Genomic DNA, 593 nt, shown 5'->3' with positions numbered 1-593 from the left:
TACCGCGGCCACGGCTACCTCAAAGGCCACGGCCCCCGGCTGATCCGCACCTGGACGCTCGACGACACCGCCGTCCAGGCCCTGCCCCCGTCGGTATGGCACGCCGACACCACAGCGCCGCCGCCAGACCCAGGCCACGGGGAGCGGCACCTGACCCTGGTCACAGACCCGGCGGACCAGTCCGGGCCGGCGACGAACCGGGACCGGGTCCTGCACGCCGTCCGCGACGGCGCCCGCACCGGCCAGGAGATCGGCGTCGCCACCGGGCTGCACAAGGGCACCGTCAGCCGGACCGTCACCGCCCTCCTCACCGCCGGCCTGCTCACCCGCACCGCCGCCGGCACTCTCACCACCAGCACCGGAGAGGTGTCGGCATGAGCCGCAAGCAGTGGACCTGCACCCCCGCAGCAGCAATGACGGTCGTGTCGATGGCCCTGACCCTCGCCGTCGTCATCGGCTGGCTCGGCTCGTTGATGCCCTGGCCGGTGGCCACCGTCGTCGGCCTGGGCATGGACGGCGGCTGGCTGGCCACCCTCGCCTACGAACGCCGCCTCGCCGCCCAAGGCGACCACTCCGGTGTCGTGTCCGGGCTG

Annotated in this window: 1 protein-coding gene and 1 pseudogene; both read left to right on the top strand. The window is 73.9% G+C overall.

The window, feature by feature from the left end:
• The coding region (locus G6R25_RS24475) for a MarR family transcriptional regulator (protein WP_163554703.1) at window positions 1-378 on the top strand (378 nt) is incomplete at its 5' end.
• Window positions 375-593: pseudogene (locus G6R25_RS24470) on the top strand (protein spdB); the annotation flags it as partial. The gene G6R25_RS24475 and the pseudogene G6R25_RS24470, both read left to right, overlap by 4 nt.

Origin of the sequence: Candidatus Frankia alpina (genome assembly GCF_902806485.1) — a bacterium.
GTDB classification, from domain to species: domain Bacteria; phylum Actinomycetota; class Actinomycetes; order Frankiales; family Frankiaceae; genus Frankia; species Frankia alpina.
Note: the sequence above shows the minus strand (reverse complement) of the source record. Positions and strands in the feature narration are given on the sequence as shown.